Source organism: Nocardia sp. CA-119907 (assembly GCF_050955995.1).
Lineage (GTDB): Bacteria > Actinomycetota > Actinomycetes > Mycobacteriales > Mycobacteriaceae > Nocardia.
The window spans coordinates 5,585,437-5,602,179 of record NZ_CP192091.1 but is presented as its reverse complement, the minus strand read 5'-3'; the positions used below and the strand labels follow the sequence as shown (position 1 = coordinate 5,602,179).

Annotated in this window: 12 protein-coding genes and 1 pseudogene; 2 read left to right on the top strand and 11 right to left on the bottom strand. The window is 66.4% G+C overall.

Annotated features, from left to right (window positions below; all coding sequences use genetic code 11):
• Window positions 1–33: 33 nt before the first annotated feature.
• The 6 genes and pseudogenes from ACQP2D_RS24740 to ACQP2D_RS24715 all read right to left on the bottom strand — a co-directional run.
• Window positions 34–1,713, bottom strand: coding sequence for an FUSC family protein (locus tag ACQP2D_RS24740; protein WP_433678290.1), 1,680 nt, complete (start codon window positions 1,711–1,713; stop codon window positions 34–36).
• Window positions 1,714–2,561: 848 nt separating this feature from the next.
• The gene (locus ACQP2D_RS24735) at window positions 2,562–3,635 is read right to left on the bottom strand and encodes an amidohydrolase family protein (RefSeq protein ID WP_433678289.1); all 1,074 of its coding nucleotides are present in this window, start codon (window positions 3,633–3,635) and stop codon (window positions 2,562–2,564) included.
• Between the two features lie 46 nt (window positions 3,636–3,681).
• A complete protein-coding gene (locus ACQP2D_RS24730; protein ID WP_433678288.1) occupies window positions 3,682–4,968 on the bottom strand; it encodes an amidohydrolase family protein in 1,287 nt (428 codons plus the stop codon).
• 361 nt (window positions 4,969–5,329) lie between these two features.
• Window positions 5,330–6,550 (bottom strand): glycosyltransferase, encoded by a 1,221-nt coding sequence (locus tag ACQP2D_RS24725; protein ID WP_433678287.1) that lies wholly within the window; start codon window positions 6,548–6,550, stop codon window positions 5,330–5,332.
• A gap of 90 nt (window positions 6,551–6,640) precedes the next feature.
• Window positions 6,641–7,684 carry a hypothetical protein gene (locus ACQP2D_RS24720; RefSeq protein ID WP_433685974.1) on the bottom strand — a complete coding sequence of 348 codons (1,044 nt, stop codon included), beginning with the start codon at window positions 7,682–7,684 and terminating at the stop codon, window positions 6,641–6,643.
• A 205-nt stretch (window positions 7,685–7,889) separates the two neighbouring features.
• Window positions 7,890–8,261, bottom strand: a pseudogene (locus tag ACQP2D_RS24715) (glycosyltransferase family 39 protein); the annotation flags it as partial.
• Window positions 8,262–8,811: 550 nt separating this feature from the next.
• Here ACQP2D_RS24715 and ACQP2D_RS24710 point away from each other — a divergent pair.
• The gene (locus ACQP2D_RS24710) at window positions 8,812–9,549 is read left to right on the top strand and encodes a hypothetical protein (RefSeq protein ID WP_433678286.1); all 738 of its coding nucleotides are present in this window, start codon (window positions 8,812–8,814) and stop codon (window positions 9,547–9,549) included.
• A gap of 149 nt (window positions 9,550–9,698) precedes the next feature.
• Here ACQP2D_RS24710 and ACQP2D_RS24705 read toward each other — a convergent pair whose 3' ends face one another.
• From ACQP2D_RS24705 to ACQP2D_RS24695, 3 genes are read right to left on the bottom strand one after another with little or no spacing between them, the layout of a single operon-like run.
• Window positions 9,699–10,679, bottom strand: a complete 981-nt coding sequence (locus ACQP2D_RS24705) for an amidohydrolase family protein (RefSeq protein WP_433678285.1) — start codon at window positions 10,677–10,679, stop codon at window positions 9,699–9,701.
• Between the two features lie 8 nt (window positions 10,680–10,687).
• Window positions 10,688–12,442, bottom strand: a complete 1,755-nt coding sequence (locus ACQP2D_RS24700) for a CocE/NonD family hydrolase (RefSeq protein WP_433678284.1) — start codon at window positions 12,440–12,442, stop codon at window positions 10,688–10,690.
• Window positions 12,443–12,455: 13 nt separating this feature from the next.
• Entirely contained in the window at window positions 12,456–13,697 is a 1,242-nt protein-coding gene (locus ACQP2D_RS24695) for an amidohydrolase family protein (protein WP_433678283.1), read from the bottom strand.
• A gap of 112 nt (window positions 13,698–13,809) precedes the next feature.
• Here ACQP2D_RS24695 and ACQP2D_RS24690 point away from each other — a divergent pair, with 112 nt between their 5' ends.
• A complete protein-coding gene (locus tag ACQP2D_RS24690) occupies window positions 13,810–14,760 on the top strand; it encodes a LysR family transcriptional regulator (RefSeq protein ID WP_433678282.1) in 951 nt (316 codons plus the stop codon).
• Here ACQP2D_RS24690 and ACQP2D_RS24685 read toward each other — a convergent pair.
• Both ACQP2D_RS24685 and ACQP2D_RS24680 read right to left on the bottom strand, forming a co-directional pair.
• Entirely contained in the window at window positions 14,744–15,337 is a 594-nt protein-coding gene (locus ACQP2D_RS24685; RefSeq protein WP_433678281.1) for a carboxymuconolactone decarboxylase family protein, read from the bottom strand. The genes ACQP2D_RS24690 and ACQP2D_RS24685 overlap by 17 nt on opposite strands.
• A complete protein-coding gene (locus tag ACQP2D_RS24680) occupies window positions 15,334–16,596 on the bottom strand; it encodes an MFS transporter (protein WP_433678280.1) in 1,263 nt (420 codons plus the stop codon). The genes ACQP2D_RS24685 and ACQP2D_RS24680 overlap by 4 nt, the downstream gene beginning before the upstream one ends.
• Window positions 16,597–16,743 lie beyond the last annotated feature (147 nt).

The window sequence follows — 16,743 nt, the reverse complement described above, 5'->3', positions numbered from 1 at the left end:
GGACTGCCCGAGTCGATCGGGCACAGGCCCTGCTCAGCGTCGAGCAGGAGGCGTCTGCCGTCCACCGTCCCGGTATGGGTCGGGTTCAGCGCGAAAATCGTTCTCCCACTGCTCGGTTGCGATGAGCAGCTGGCCCGGCGGGGTCGCCCAGCAGGCCGCCAGCAGGTCGTAGCCACGGTGGATCAGGGCGGCGCGTGCGGGCCAGTTCCGGCGCGACCAGACGAGATCGTTGTGGGCCGAGTCGATCCCGGCTCGGGCCGCTCCTACGAGCTCGAACTGGAGATTGCGGCGATCGGTGAAAAGCGCGCCATCGACGGGCTCGGTCCGCGCGACCTCGAGCAAGTGGAGCGCGGCGGCGCGGACACGTTCCTCGGTCCAGTGAAAGGTGCGTCGATGCCCTTGCGGCGCAACGAGGTACATCGACAGCAGTGCGATCAGGACACCGATGGCCGTCTCCACCAATCGGTCGCGGATCACCGTCTCGACAGGCGCGGCATGCCCGGCTCCCGTGCCACTCGCCAGCAGGGCGACAGGCGTGATGAACGCGGCGGCGATTCCATAATTGCGGGAGATGAAGACCTCGATGCAGAACTGGAGCACCACGATCACGGCGAGCTGGCGGTAACCGGTCCACGAGAGTTCGTAGATCACCGCGAAAAGCGCCAGTCCGGCAATGGTTCCGGCCACGCGATGCAGGCCGCGAGTGAGCCCGCGGCGGCGATCGGGCCCGGTTTGCAGTACCACGAGCACACTCAGAATCGCCCACTGCGGCCGATCCAATCCGGCGGCGGCACTGACGCTTCCGGCCACCAGCCCGGCGACGCCGACACGCAGCATCGTGCATGCGGCGTGCGAGCGCGTGGTGGCCGACCGCCGCAACCTGTACCACGCGCCGGGGCGAGCGACCGGCAGCTGAGTAGGGCGCTCCGCACCCTGGATGGCCTCGTCCTCCCGGTCGACTGCCGAGAATCGGCCATGTGCGGCCAGCAATGTCGTCGATAGCGTTGATTCGGGACGGCGCTCGGGCAGCCGGGCGTCGTGCAGGGTGCTCCATGCCCAGGAAATTGCCTCGCCCGCGGCATGTCTGGCCTCAGCGGTGGCATGACCGGGGCTGCTGTACACGTCGACCGCGCGAACCGCCCGGCCCACAGCCGCTCGTTCGGGCCCGTGTGGGTCGATGACCGCGCCAGCCATCGAGACCAGCGCCGACGCTGCGACGCCCAGGGCGGCGGCCACCAGGATCGCCGACAGCGAGGTGCCGGACTCCGCGGCGGCCAATGCACCGCCGCCGACCAAGGCGAAGAACATTCCCCCCGGTGGTCCGAGCCGCAGTGCGTCCACGACGAACACCGCCGTCATGCCGATTCCGGTGACCAGGAGCACCAAAGCCGTCGTGGCCGCGGGGCCCGCCGATAGGAGAAAGCCAGCGAGGGCGCCGAGCGCGGTGGACACCAGCAGCCATGCCCCGGCCGTTAGGGTGACCCAGGCGCGGACCCGATAGGCCCGCCCTTCGCCGTACAGCACCGCGAACGCACCGAAGATCACGAACAATGCGGTATCTGCGTGGCCGGTCGCGATGAGGGCTGCGCCGGGGATGGCGACCGCTGCGGCGGCCCGCAACCCGGCCCCCCAGCGGCGGTCAGTGGTCGGGAGTGCGAAGAGAAGGGAGCGAATGCGCGCGACGCGGGGCAGTGGTTCGGTGTCCGATGGCAAGGTCGTGACCGCGTCAGCTGATGGTCAGGCCGCGGTCGAGAGCGGTCGTCTGGCGGCGAGCCGGTGAGCAGTTGCGCCCGCTGCCTGCCCCGACGACGATCACGACCTTCCCTTGCAATGTGCGCATAGTCCGACCCTACGTCCGGACATCTGGTCCTGTCTGGGCGAAATGCACACAGTTGTGGATATTGCTGTGCATGGTGACCATGAAACGGTCATTTCGACTCGGCTAGCGTGACTGTCGTGTAGTGCGGCGTCCGGCGAAAGCGTCTGGTGCACAACGGGAACCGTGAGGAGATGTCGTGACATGAGCGTCCTGAGTCCGCTCGCCATCGCGATTCTGAACGCATACGCCTTCGGTGGCGCCGTCGCGCTATGAGGAACTCTTCGGGGTCCAGGTGAACTTCGCGCAGCCGTCCGCGGTCCTGCGGTTCCCGCCGACCTGATGAGCCGCCCCATCCTCGGCACCGACCATCTCACTCGTCGGCTTGCGCTGTCGTATCTGGAGACCCAAGTAGCCCACAGTGTCAGCGGCCGGGCGCGGACCTTGCTGCGGCAGGTCTGAGCACCGGTCCCACCTCTGTGCGCCGGTCGCCGGGGCGCTTGCGGTTGCGCCGCGCGCGCTGCAGCGTCATCTCACTCGGGAGGGCGAGACCTTCGCCGACACCCTGGATTCCGTGCGCCGCGACCGAGCCGAAGTGCTACTCACGACCTCCGACATTCCGCTGGCGCAAGTCGCCTGGCGATCGGCATCGACAGCCCCGCGACGCTGAGCCGATCCGCGGCGGTGGTGGGGATTGAGCGCGGGATCGCCATCAGCGGAGCCGTCGTGGCGGCAGATCAGTGGATCAGGCGAACAGTTTCTGGGAGTTCCCGCGCATCACCTCCGCGAGGCGGTCACCGGCGAGTTGTTCGGCGTTGTCGAGTGCTTCTGCGTTGCTGCGTACTTCGGTGAGGGGTGTGAAGGGCCAGTCGCTGCCGTAGTGGATGCGGGAAGGGTCGGCGACGCGCAGCAGAGCGGGCAGCTGGTCCGGGAGTGGCGACCCCGCGAGGTCGAAGTGCATCTGCTTCAGCGCTTTTCGCAGCGGCTGGTCCTTGCCGGTCTGTCGTCCGCCCAGGGCATCGATGCGAGAACACAGCACCGATAGCGCGGCTCCGCCGTGGGGCACGATGACCCGGATGTTCGGGTAGCGCTCCGGAACGCCCGCGAGCGCCATATTGGCGACGGTGCGGGTGGTGTCGAAGAGGAACTCGACCATCGTATTCGGGTAGGGCAGGCCGGAATCCAGAGTGCCGCAGGCGGTATGGGGGCTGGTCGGGTGTAGGAAGAGCACCGCGTTGCGGCGATCCAGTTCGGCGTACACGGGTTCGAGTACCTCGTTGCCGAGGTACGTGCCGTTGAAATTCGTCTCGAACACCACTCCGGCGGCGCCGAGATGGTCGAAGGCGTAGGCGATTTCGGCCAGTGTCCCGTCGACATCGGGCAGCGGGGTCGAGGCGAAGAAGCCGAACCGGTCGGGGTGGGCGGTTTTCAGCCGTGTGCCCTCTTCATTGACCCGGCGGGCCAGTGCGCGGGCGGCGGCCAGATCGCCGGTCAAATTGACGCCCGGCGACGTGATCGAGACATATTGCTTTGCGACGCCGAGCTGGTCCATCGCGTCGAGTGCCGCGGACTCGCTCCACTCGGGCAGTTTCGGGATCCCATCGGGTTTCGAAAGCCCGGCTGCGAGCAGGGCGTCCCGATAGAAATCGGGCAGGTAGTGGGAGTGCACGTCGATACGTGGTGTCCCGGTTGGCTTTTGAGTCTTGGGCGGTTGATCTGAACACGCCGTCAGCAATGGAATCGATGCGGCCGCTGCGGGTATCGCAACAGCGGAGGTACCGAAGACCCGGAAGGCGGTCCGGCGATCGAGTTGAATCATGTCCAGCTCCTGAGGAAGAGGGTGGTGGCTGGCAGAGGGGGCGGGACTAACGCATCTTGTCCACGACGGTCTTGCCGCCCTGTATGACCAGCCGAACGTTCGCCAGATCGGTGATGCGCTCGGCCGGATTGCCCGAGACGACGAGCAGATCGGCCAGCTTCCCGGCCTCCACGGTTCCGAGACGGTCCGACAATCCGAGCACCTCGGAGTTCGTCTTCGTCGCGGCCTCGATCGCCCGGAGCGCCGGGACCTGCTGATCGTTGACCAGCATGACCAGTTCGGCCAGCAAACCCCATCCGTGCCGGTCGGGTTCGTGCGCATCCGAGCCGACCCCTAGGCGCACGCCGTGATCGTAGGCCCGCTTGACCAGGGTGTGGCCGACGGTCAGGGTGCGCAGGTCCACCTGCGCGAGCGGCTCGGTCGTGCCGACGTTGACGATCATTGTCGGCGTCACGATCGTGCCCTTGTCCGCCATCAGCGCGAACGCGCTGTCGTAGCTGGACTCGTCGGCCGGCGGCCCGGAACGGCTGATGTACATGTGCTCGATCTGGTCGACGCCCAGGTCGATCGCCCTGGTGGCGTCGTCCGGGTTTTCGATGTGGGCCGACACTTTCAGCTTGTTGCGATGCGCCGCCGCGACGAGGGCGGCGACGGTGTCCCATGGCAGCTTCTGCCCGTTGCCCTTACCGCCGGGCATCACGATGCTGGACATGATCACTTTGATCACGTCTACGCCCTTCCCTGCGATGTCATCGACCATCCGAGTCGCCTCATCGGTGGTCGTCGGCATGCGGGCCGCCTGGGCCGCCGCAGTCGAATCATTGGCCCACACCGTGCCGTTGGGATGGCCGCCCTTGATCTGGAAGCTGGGGCCGCTGGTGACTATTCGCGGCCCTGGCAGCGCGCCCCGGGCGATCTCGTCGCGGACCGCAAGCGAGTCGTCGAGGAAATCGCCGAGGCTGCGCACACTCGTCACGCCGTAGTCGAGGGAGCGAGTTCGTGGTTCGGCGTAGTCGTCGGTGAGCCCTCGGCCGCCGAAGGCCGCACTGCTTCCGCTCTTCAATCCGCCGAGGTGCACATGGGCGTCTATCAATCCCGGCAGAATCGTCGTACCGCCCAGATTCACCACCTCCGCGCCGGTCGGCGTCGGACCACCCGCCCCTGCCGACACGATCCGATCACCGGAGACGACGACGGTCGCGTTCTCGATTGCCGGACCACCCCGGCCGTCGATCAGCCGGGCGCCGGTGAATGCCCGCACCCGCGTCGCGGCCGGGGCGGAATCGTCGCTCCCCGTACAGGCGGCTGCCAATGCCAGGGGCGCTACCGCCATACCCGCCAGAACTGTTCGTCGGTCAACCGGACCACCGTGTGGCACCAAGATGTGTCCTTCCTTCCGGTAGGGGATCAGCCAGCGGGAAGCGCCCGTCGGGTGCTCCGTTCCCGCGCTTGCTGGTTGCTAGAACACGCGGTGAAGCTCTGGCCCGGGCGCGGCGAACCTGGCAACTCGCTGGGAACGCTGTCGCAGCGACGTCTCCCGATGCGGTTCGCCCGTGAGCTCACTCTGAGGAGTCGCCGGTGCGAGGACGCGGCCGTTCATAGGCAACACCCGCGTGAGCCCGCGGTCGAGACCGCCGGAGGTGGGGGAGCTGCGGCGTTAGCCGCAGCCCGGGGCGAGAGGTGAGGGTGTCGGCCTAGCGACCGCGGCGGAAGACCCAGCGCAGGCCGATGAAACGGGTCAGGGTGGCGAGCAGGTTGGCCACCACGAGCACGAACAACTCCACCACGATCGGGGCCGTGGGGGCCCAATGGTGCAGAGCCCACAGCGATCCGCTGGTCAGCAGCAGGCCGACGCCGAAGATGATCAACCCCTGCAGGTGGTGGGAGACCACCCCCGCCGAGCCTCGGACGCCGAAGGTGAACGTGCGGTTGGCGGCCGTGTTGGCGATGGCGGTGATCAGCAGCGCGAGGAAGTTGGCCAGCTGCGCCCCGAGCATCGATTGCAGGACGACGTACAGCACCAGGTACGCCAGGGTGCTGAAAACTCCGATGATGCCGAAACGCACTGTCTGCCCGACCATTCCGTGCGGCACGCCCGCGACAAGTGGTTCGCGGCCGATGGCCGTGCGCAGCTCGTTGATCGGCAGCGTCCCGGCGGCCAGGGCACGGCCCAGCCGCCAGACACCGAGGAGATCCTTGCGGGCAGTGTCGATGATGTCGACGCGGGAGTCCGGATCGTCGATCCAGTCGACGGGCACCTCGTGGATGCGCAGTCCGGCACGTTCGGCGATGACGAGCAATTCGGTGTCGAAGAACCACTCGCCGTCCTCGACGAGCGGCAGCACCCGCCGGGCGACGTCGGTGCGAATCGCCTTGAATCCGCACTGGGCGTCGGAGAACCGAGCCCGCAGCGAAGTCCTGAGAATGAGATTGTAACTGCGGGAGATGAATTCGCGCTTCGCTCCGCGAACCACACGCGAATCGGAACGCAGCCTGGTGCCGATGGCGAGATCGGAGTGCCCGGATACCAGCGGGGCGACCAGCGGTAGCAGCCCATTGAGATCGGTGGACAGGTCGACGTCCATGTAGGCGACAACCTCGGCGTCCGAGGCTTCCCAGACTGTCTTGAGCGCCCGCCCGCGGCCCTTGCGGTCGAGATGGACCACCCGGACGTCGTCGAAGTCGTCGGCGAGGGCCCGCGCGATCCGCAGGGTGGAGTCGGTGCTCGCGTTGTCGGCGATGGTGATTCGTGTCGAGAAGGGAAATCCGTTGTCGAGGTGAGCGCGCAGCCGGTCGATGCAGCCCGCGAGATCACGCTCCTCGTTGTATACCGGGATCACGATGTCGAGCACCGGCGTGGGCCGCGGGCCTCGGGGGTTTTCGCCTGCGCGAGTGGCGATCACAGTCTCTCTCATGTCTCCAAGCCTCGAATCCCCAGCTCGCCCCCGGCTCGGCCGCAGCTGGGATCTTGCTGTGACCTTTCGAGTGGATCGTGCGTCGCTCGCTCAGCGGCGCTGTTGGAGGTCGTAGACCATGGCTTTGCCGACCGTGATCGGTGTGAAGGCGCTCTTGACCCACGCGGTGATCTGATCGTTCGCGGTCCCGGGACCGCCCATTGCGAACATGCCCGCGTCGGGATCGCCCACATCGGGGTCGACGAAGTACCGCACGTCGCCCTCGGCGACGTAGTGCTGGAACTGCTCCAGGGTGGGCGCGGGGTCGCCGCGCATGAAACCGCCGATGCCGATCACCGAAGTGCCGGAGCTCAACTCCAGCAATGCTGCGTTGCTGGCGCCGGGGGTTGCCGCGGACCAGCGGGTGCCCGCGTGCCGGAGCAATTCGGTGAGTTCTGTATTGGCGGTGGAGTCGGCGCCCAGCCGGGAATTGCCCGTGGTAGGGCCGGAACGGACGATGCCGCCGCTGTGGGTGACGGGAAGAGTCCCGAGAGTGTAAGCGGTCGTGCCGAGCAGGCCGAGCAGCACTGCGGCGGTGGCGATTACGGAGGTCAGGCGGGGGCGGAGCCTGACGATCGGGACGGCCACGGCGACGGCGCAGGTGCCGATCACCAGCATTACGCGCAGCCAGGGTAGCCAGCCGGGAGTGCGGTTCAGCAGGTAGAAGCTCCACCCGTAGGTGGCTACAGCCATCGCGGCGAGCGTGGCCAGTGCGGGCAGTCGAGTTCTGCGAGTCCACAATTCAGGTAAGGCGATCGCCGCGACGGCCGCGGCCGCGGGGGCGAGCGCGACCGTGTAGTACTCGTGGAATACGCCGCTCATGTAGCTGAACACCAGACCGCTCACCAACAGCCACCCGCCCCATACGAGGAGCCCGGCGCGCATCGGATCGGTGCGCGGCCTGCGGCGGGTGCACCACAACACGGCAAGGAACCCGATGAGCGCGGCGGGCAGTAGCCAGGCGATTTCGGTTGCGGCACTGCCGGTGAGCAACCGCATGATGCCCTTGTCCCCACCGATCGACGGCAGATCGAACGCGGGAGGATCCGCACCGGCCGATGGGTCGAAGTCGGGGCGGCCCGCGCCGCCGGTCATTCCCGACGAGCCACCCAGCAGGCGACCGAAGCCGTTGTAACCGAGCGTCAGCTGCCACAGGCTGTTGTCGCTCGACCCGCCGACATAGGGCCGGGACCCTTTTCGGCCAGAGTTCGACGAGCAGGACGAACCAGCCGCCGGAGACCACCAGCGTGAGACCGGCCAGGAGCAATTTGCGAATGCGGGCCCACAGCCCGATCGGCGCCGCGATCAGAAACGCCAGCGCGAACCCCGGCACCACCAGCACGGCCTGCAGCATCTTGGTTAGAAAGGCGAACCCGACCGCGACTCCGGTCAGCGCGAGCCAGCCCGTGCTCGCCGTCTCGATGGCACGAACCGTGCAGTAGGCCGCGACGAGGAGCAGCAGCACCAGCAACGCGTCGGGATTGTCGTAACGAAACATCAAGGCCGCCACCGGAGTCACGGCCAAGAAGGCACCGGCGAGTAGTCCCACGCCTGGTCCGCTGCACCGACGGACGGTCGCATACAGCGTCCAGACCGAGGCGACGCCCATTAGCGCCTGCGGCAGCAGGACCGACCAGGTGCTGAACCCGAGTAACCGCGCCGACACGCCCATCACCCACAGCGAGGCGGGTGGTTTGTCGACACTGATCACATTGCCGGGATCGACCGAACCGAACAGCAACGCTGTCCAATTCTGCGAGCCAGCCTGCACTGCGGCCGCGTAGTACTCGTTGCCCCAGCCGTGGGATCCCAACGCCCACAGATACAGCAACGCAGTGGTGGTCAGCAGTGCGATCAAACCTGGGCGCGCCCAGCGGTTTTCGAGTTCGGTACCGAAGAACAACCGGTCGGCCCACGGCCAGGGCAGGCCGGGTGCGGCAGCGGAGCCGGGAGACACGGTAGAGGCCACAGTCATGGTCGCGATCCTGGCGCTGGTGGCTCGTCTCGAGCTCGTGTGAGGCTGTGAAATCGCTGCGAACATGCCGCACCCACATCCAGCCTCCGAAATAGCCATATTCGAGAAGCTTCGGTCTGGAAGGCCATCCCGAGTTCGATGCGAATCGGAGCTATTCGAATACCGACAAGCATCGCGCCATTCGCTTTGCAATCGTGCAGACCGCTGCTGTCAACATGGTGCGTCGTTCTGGAAGAGCGAGCGAGCTGTGAAGCCGATGGTGGTCGGCGACGTCGTCGGGCGCACTCGTCGCGGTCGAGTGCGCCGGTATGACTTCCAATCAGCGCTGCACGTTCAGCGTCCCGACAGCCCGGTGTGGGTTGGGCCTGGCGCAGAGCTTTTCCACCTGCACATGCATGTTGCAGAAGTCGTGTTACCCGTGCACGTAAAAGGGCTCGCGCTTCCCGGGGGATTGCCCGCGCACGCCGAACTTGGTGACAACGGGCAAACACCGACTGCTCGCCTTCAATCGGGTTCGAAGGAGTACGCATCCGAGAGAATCGGCGCCGAGATCACTGACGCCTACGAAAAGGGCCCCACTCCCGGCGTCAAATTATTCAACAATCGCAGGCTGAGCGCTAAGCCGAAGCTTCTGCGCCTGCAGGGTCCACACGGCTGGCGATGGACCCTGCGCAGGTCACTACTAGAAACAGTTCGCCGCTGTCCACCGATCACGTCCGGAGCCTGGGCACGCGGTGCGCACGAATCCGTCTCCGCGGCGGTCACTGAACTCATGGGGCACCATCACACATGGACTGGTGTGCTCGCCGAAGAACGGACCTTCGTCACCGCTATGGCGCGTAAGAACATGCTGACTGCACACAGGGCAGAGCATCCGCCGATCAGTCATGACAACTCCAATATTCAGTTGTTCCGCTCGGGCGAGCGGATGGCTGATTCTCAGCCATCATCTACTGTATCGGCACAATTCTGGCGGTCTAGATGATCTCGTCGCGCCGCGGCTCTCCGATGCGGCTCAGCATGTCGACAGTCTGCCGACCAACGCCTAGAACTATCAGCAACTCCTGAAGACTTCGGCCGCCGTTGACATCGCGTCACCGGCGGCCGACCAAATGGTTCTGCAGTGATCAAACGTCACCGCGGTAGAGTCGCACCCTTCCGAGTCAGGAGTGCTTCCGAGTTCGCCCGTAACAACTCGCCGAGTTCCTGGTCGCCAGGGACTGCCGCCGTAGCAAGCCGATCCGCCCATACCTCGACTTCGCGCAGTGGCGTGAAAGGCAGGTCGCTGCCGTAGTGCAGGTGGCTGGGGTCGGCGACGCTCAGCAGGGCGGGCAGGAGTTCCGGAAGTGGCATCCCCGCAAGGTCGAAGTGTAGTTGGCGCAACGCGTTTCGCATCGGGTCCTGGCCTTCCTTTCCGGCCATGCGCGCGCCGATGACGTCGATTCGGGAGGCCAGGATCGGCAGGGCGGCGCCCGCGTGGGGAACTATGACCTGGAGGTTCGGGTAGCGTTCGAGCACGCCCGTCAGCACGAGGTCGGTGACGGTGCGGGTGGTGTCGAAGAAGAACTCCAGCATCGGGCGGGGGTAGCGCAATTCCGGCGCGTGGCCGGTGCAGGGTGCCGCGGGGCTCGTCGGGTGCAGGAACAGGACGGCGTTTCGGCGATCGAGTTCTGCGTAGATGGGTTCGAGGGTCTCGTTGCCGAGGTACATGCCGTCGAAGTTGGTTTCGAACACGACGCCCGATGCGCCGAGAACGTCGAAGGCGTAGGCGATTTCGGTCAGCGTGCCGTCGATGTCGGGCAGGGGAGTGGAGGCGAAGAATCCGAAGCGGTCCGGGTGGGTACGGGCTAGGCGGGCGCCTTCCTCGTTCACTCGGCGCGCCAGGTCGCGGGCGGCGGCATCGTCTCCGAAATGCACGCCCGGGGAGGAAATCGACAGGTAGGCCTTGGCGACACCGATCTTGTTCATGGCCGCGAGCGCGCCCGCCTCGCTCCACTCCGGGATGCCCCAGATGCCGTCGGGCCGGGAGTGGCCGTTGGCGATCAGGGCCTCGCGGTAGAAGGCGGGGATGTAGTGGCAATGCACATCGATCTTCGACAGATCGGTGTTCGACATGGTTCTCCTCAGCGGTAGGTGTATCCGGCGTCGGCGTACTTGGGCGGGATGACCGGAATTTGCAGGTAGGACTGGTAGCGGCCACCCGTGTGCAGTATGTGCTGGCCGATGTTTTTGGTCTCCCAGGTCAGGGGTTCGAACCAGTTCTCCCGGATATAGTGACCGGCGATCTGGACGCGGATGCTTTGGCCCGCGTGCCAGATGCGGCTGGTGGGCCAGATGGCGATGTCCACCGGCACGATTTCGCCGGGGGAGAGCTTCTGTTCCTGGCGCTGCGCCAGCACCGGCTCGAAGTCGGTCGACTTCTCGGGGTCCAGTTCGCGTCGCGAGACGCGCAGCTTGCCCCAGGCGCCGGGGTGCGGTTGACCGACCACGGTGGTGGGCAGCCATTCACCGGTGCTGCTCAGCTTCTGGATATTGACGAACAGGTCGAGATCGTCGTTGCCCTCGGCCTCGACATACAGGCGCAGCTTCATGTAGCCGGTGATCTCGGTGTCATCCGGGAAAGCCATATCGAAGGTGACCACGCCCTCGGCCGCGTCATAGGACGTGCGGGACTCGGCCTGGACCGGGTCGGGCGCGAGTGAATGGTCCGCGGCGTTCAGGTAGAGCTTCTCGTATCGTGTTCGCGCGAGCGGGAATTCGTGCTCGGGCCGGTTGACCTGGTAGTCGTGGTCGTAGGCGTCCATGACCTCGAGGCGCACCTTCGGGGTGAGTTCCCAGCCGTTGTGGATGCCTTTGAGATAACGGTCGAAGAAGCGTTTGAGGTCTTCGAGGTTGTGTGGGGAGTACATGTCGGGCCATTCGAAATCCCGGTGCGCGCGTATCCATTTGGCCTCGCTCGCCGCGAAGCGGAATCCGTGGAACGAACCGTGCAGGTGGAAATGACTCCAGCCCGCCGCGATGTAGCAGGGGACGGTGATCTTGGCCGGATCGGCGACCTTGTCGCGCCAGTAATTGTTCAGGAAGGGGTACTTGCGCGCCATGGCCCCGATGTCCTCGACACGATTGGGGCCGGTGAGGATGCCGACCAGAGCGGCGTGGAAGGCCAATCCCGGGATGCCGCCCTCGTAGAGGGCTTCGGAGAACTGGTCGTAGGTGCCTTCCCAGGGGGCGATGGCGGCCAGGTGCGGCGGCTGTTGCGCGGCGATCGCCCACTGCGATACCGCGGGTCCGGAGTTTCCGGCCATGCCGACCTTGCCGTTGCACCAGGGCTGTGCGGCCAGCCATTCCACGAAGTCGTAGCCGTCCACGGCGTCCCGCGAGCCGTGGAAGCAGATGTCGCCCTCGGAGTGTCCCACGCCGCGCGGGTCCACGTTGGCGACCGCGTAGCCGTGGTGGCACCAGTAGCCGGGATCGGCCGACTCGAACTTCGCCATGAGCGAGATCGTGCTGGCTGGAACACCTTTCACATTCCAGTGGTCCAATCCGTCGCCGGGACGCTTGCCGAAATAGCTCCAGGCGATGATCACCGGCACCGCAGTGGTGGTGTCGGGACGGTAGATATCGGTGTAGATCGTGGTGCCGTCCCGCAGCACGACGGGCTGGTCCTGCTCGCAGATGATTCCGGGCGCGGCCTCGTAGGTGCGGGTGTGCAGTGGCGGGCAGTAGCCGAGGTAGCCGTTCCTGATCAAGGAGTCGTCGCTGCCCTCACCGGGTTCCGGGGGGCGGCGCGCGGGGCGATAGACGACCTCGATCTGCTCGCCGTCGAATGTTTGCGTCTCCGTGGTAAACCGAGGTTCCTGCTGGAGGTCGGTCGGCATGGTGTGCTCCCTTCTACGAATTGATCCGTGAGCGGTCGATGACTATGGCGCCGTCCTGGATGACGTAGTGCGTCGCCTGGATGGCGGTGATGTCGGTGAGGGGGTTGCCGTCGACGACTAGCAGGTCGGCGGTCTTGCCCGGTTCCACCGTGCCCAATCGCTCGTCGATGCCGAGCAGTTCGGCATTGGTCTTCGTCGCTGCGGACAGTGCGGCGAGAGCGGGGATGCCTTGGTCGTGCACGAGCATCACGAGTTCCTGCAGGAGCTTCCAGCCGTGCAGGCCCGCCGAGTGCGCATCGGAGCCGACACCGAGCGTCACCCCGAGCTCGAAGGCTCGGCCGATCAGCTTGTTGCCGTATTGCAGTGTGCGGGCATCGGTTTCGGGGGTGGAGAAGTGCTGGTGCGCTGCCACTGTGGGTACCAGGTACGTGCCCTTCTGGATCATCAGCTCGAAGAGTTCGTCGAAGGCGTCCGCGTCCTGCGGCTCGTCGGCGCGCATGAGCAGGTGCTCGATATCGTCGACGCCCGACAGGACCGCTTGGCGGCAGTCTTCGAGATTCTCCACATGGGCGGCCACCCGGAGGCCATGCCGGTGTGCCGCTTCGATGATGGCTTCGGTGATCGCCCACGGGATCTTCAATTCCGGATTCGGCGGGCGGCCGAAGAACGCGTTGTTCGAGATGATGATCTTGATCAGATCGACGCCCGCCGCGGCGAGCTCGTCGACCGACCGCGTGGCCTGCTCGGGTGTCCTGGGCATGCGGGCGGCTTCGATGGCCGCGCAGCGATCCCCGCCCCAGACCGTGCCGTTGGGATGCCCGCCTTCGACCTGAAAGCTCGGGCCGCTGGTCATGATTCGCGGTCCGATGAGCGCACTGCGGGCGGTCTCGTCCCGCAGCCACAGCGCATCGTGCAGGAAGTCGCCGAGGCTGCGCTGTGTGGTGACGCCGTAGCGCAGCGCCGACGCGCGTGCCTCTGCGTAGTCGTCGGTCGCGCTGCGTCCGCCGAACGGCGGAGTGGCGCCGAGGCCCAGGCCGCCGAGGTGGACGTGGGCGTCGATCAGCCCTGGGAGCACCGTGCGTCCCTGGAGGTCGAGGACTTCCGCGACGGCCGGTGGCGATGCCTCCGGACCGGCGGACACGACGCGACCGTCCGCGATCACGATGGTGGCCTGCTCGATCGCGGGGCCGCCGGTGCCGTCGATCAACAATGCGTTGGTCAGCGCGAGGCCGGTCGGTGCGGGCGCATGGGGCATACCTGGATCCCTTCGTTGAATCGCTTCTCGGGTTCCAGTCTTGGAACCGGACAGTCATATGGGAAATGAATGATTGATATCGTTCTATAAATCAGACTGATACTGTCGGGTCATGACCACCCGCCCCGACTTGAATCTGCTCGTCGCCTTGCAGGCATTGCTCGAAGAGCAGCACGTCAGCCGGGCGGCACAGCGAATCGGCGTGACCCAGCCCGCCGCCAGCGCGATGTTGTCGCGATTGCGGCGACATTTCGGCGACCAGCTGCTGGAGCGGGTGGGTAGCCGCTATGTGCTCACGCCCCTGGGTGTGGAACTTCGCGACCAGGCCGGGGGTGTGCTGCAACTGTCCGACCGATTGTTCGCGACCAAATCGCGCTTCGATCCCGCCAGCTCCGACCGGGTGTTCTCGCTGATCGTCTCCGATTACATGGCCGCGGTCCTCGGTCCGCGGCTGCTGACGGCGCTGAAATCGCAAGCACCGCAGGCCATCCTGCGATTCCAGCAGTTCATCCCGTCGGACTCCGCCCGCGCGGAGTCGATGCCCCAGACCGTCGACGGGCTGATCGCACCGCGCGGCAGTCTGCCGCCCGGACTGGCGGGCCTGACGCTGTGCGCTGACGAGTGGGTCGCCATCGTCGACCGGGACAACCCCATCGCGGACACACCGCCCGAACCGGCCGAACTGGGTGACCTGCCGTGGGTTTTCGGGCAATTCGAACCACACGACTCGCCGTTCATGCTGCGGCGGCTGAGCGAGCAGGGCCTGCAGCTGCGCCCGCATGCGGTCATCGACAGCTTCGTGGCGCTGCCGCTCTACATCGCCGGAACCGACCGGATCGCCATCGTGCAGCGGCGACTGACCACCGCCATGCCGCTGCCGCCGAACCTGCGGGTGATTCCGTGCCCGTTCGACGCGGGCCCGATCAACGAGGCGCTGTGGTGGCATCCGGTGCACACCCATGACTCCGGTCATCAGTGGTTCCGTTCGCTGGTCCGCGATGTCTCCGCCGAACTCCGCGACGACGGCGACGGTGCGCACGCCATCGTTACCGATCAAGAGTGATGGCATCCGGCATCGGCGTGCACGACGGCGTCTGCGCGAAATTCATGACCATGGCGAGCGTGGAGTAATAACCGGTAGCGACGACCACGTCGATCGCTGCCTGAATGCCCAGCTGGTCCACCGCGTTTCGATACGTCTGCTCCGAGACCTCGTTGCGGTACAGGGATTCGGAGACCAGATAGAAGACGGCGGCCTCGGCCGCGCTCATCTCCGAAGGGGTCTCGCGGCGCGCGATGGACTCGACGATGGCCTCGGCTAAGCCCGCCTGGCGCGCCAGTGGTGCATGGTAGTTCCACTCGAATTCCTGGTCGTGCGCGCGTGCGGTGAGCAGTACCGACATCTCGAAAAGCGCTCTCGGGACCGAGCTTTCGAAGCGTAGATAGGCGCCGAGACCTTGCAGGTGCTCCATGGCAGCCGGACTGCGCAGCAGCGGGATGAATGGCCCGATGACGCCGCGGCGCGGTCCGGAGCTGATGCGCTGCACCGCAGTTCGCTGTTCCGCGGACAGATCCTGGTCGGGCAGCGGTGGCAGGCGGTCGGATCGGTGAGGGTGGCAGGTCTTCTGGGACTCCGTCATGAGGGTGCTCCGATCGGTACGGTCTCGGGTTCGGGCGCGGCCAATGCGGGCAGGAACGCCAGCAGGGCGACACCGGCCACGGCTGGCACGACAAGGGCATAGAAGCCCGCACTCGACGTGGTCGCCGCTCCAGTGACCGCGCCGACGAAGCCGGGGCCCGCGATCGCGCCGACCCGTCCGATCCCGATGGTGACGCCGAGGGCACTGCCGCGCAGCCGCATAGGGTACGAACCCGCGATATAGCCGTTGAGCAGGTTCTGGGTGCCGAACGAGCCCACCCCGGCCAGTGCGGACAAGGCAAGGATCAACCACGAGCCATCCGCGACGCTCAAGGCCAGCAACGAGATACACGCGCACAACAGGCATACGGCGGTCGCGGCCTTGGTGCGGCCTCGATCGGCGACCATGGTGGCGGCCAGCGTTCCCACGATGGCGCCGCCATTGAAGGCGATCGTGAATCCGAGTGCCGAGCGCAAGTCGAAGCCGCGCTGCACCAGCAGCGTGGGCAGCCACACCGCGACCGCGGACACCAGCATGAGAACGAAGAAGCTGGTGCCGGAGAACAGCGCGGTGGTCCGCCGCCACCTGATCGTCCGCAGCGCCTGGAGCGGGCCTGCTGTGGTACGCGTGCCCGACTCGTGTCGGACGGCATTGTCGTCGAGCACTTTCCAGCAGAAGGGGATCAACACCAACGCCAGCGCGCCGACCAGGTAGAGCGACTGGAACGGCCACGAGGTGAGCACCAGTCTGCCGACGAAGGGCACGATGATGCCGCCCAATGCGACGCCGCACTGGGCGGTTCCGACATACAGTGCTGCGCGATGGGGCGGTGCGGCATCGGCGACGAAGGTGACCGTGAGTGCGGTGAGAGCCCCGATGGCGATTCCGGTCAGGCCGAGCCCGACCGCGAAGACAGCCAGAGTGGGCGCGCCCGCACTGATCAACATGCTCAGCGCCGCCCAGACCAGGCATGCGACCACCGGTCTGCGCCTGCCCCAGGTGTCCGCGGCGCGTCCGGCGAGAAATGCGCCGAGTGGCATACCGGCGGCGAGGATGCTGCCGAGTACGCCGATGGTGCCGGAGGTGGTCGCCCACGGCTGGTAGTCGAGAAGTTTCGGGCCGATGGTGCCGAGCGTGCCGAGATCCCATCCTTCGATGAGCATGACCGCCACGCCCAGGGGCAGTACCCACTGCCGTGTAGGCGGTCGATGGCTCGGGCCGGGTGGAGTGTCGAATGTGGGTTCCCGATCGGTGTCCATGATCGAAATTGCCTCTCTGGGTAGGGAACACGTCGTCGTGTTCGCCAAGTGGGGGGCTGAACACCGGAGGGGCGCGGCGGGGGGTTCGGCCGGGCGGTGGGGAGTGCGGCCAGTGCTGTGGGCCGCGGGTGAGGAGGAACGGAATGG